1 protein-coding gene is annotated in these 404 nt (G+C 43.3%); it reads right to left on the bottom strand.

All coding sequences use genetic code 11. The features are described 5' to 3' along the window. A partial coding sequence (locus tag K8089_RS16370) for a hypothetical protein (RefSeq protein ID WP_237604348.1) occupies positions 1-404 on the bottom strand: 404 nt, incomplete at both ends.

Below are 404 nucleotides of genomic sequence, written 5' to 3'. Positions count from 1 at the left end.
GTAACAAAGGTTACTGTTGCAAAACAATCTCCCGCATCTGTGTTGGCGGTAATGTCTGCTGGACAGATAATTGTTGGTGCAATGCTATCTTCAACTGTTACCACTGTTGTACAGGTTGAAACATTTCCATTTACATCGGTTACGGTTAACGTAATCGTGTTTGGACCTACATCTGCACAGGTGAATGTTGACTTGTCAATTGTCGTGGTTGCTATTCCACAGGCATCAGTGCTTCCTGCGTCAATATCACCAACGGTGATGCTCGCGTTTCCGGTGGCATCTAATTGAATCGTAAATGGTGCGGCACAGTTTGCTACTGGCGCTACATTGTCTTCAACGGTTACCACTGTTGTACAAGTAGAAACATTTCCATTTACATCGGTTACTGTTAAGGTAATCGTATT

The organism is Aequorivita vitellina (assembly GCF_022008365.1).
Lineage (GTDB): Bacteria > Bacteroidota > Bacteroidia > Flavobacteriales > Flavobacteriaceae > Aequorivita > Aequorivita vitellina.
This window is presented reverse-complemented; position numbering and strand designations above follow the sequence as displayed.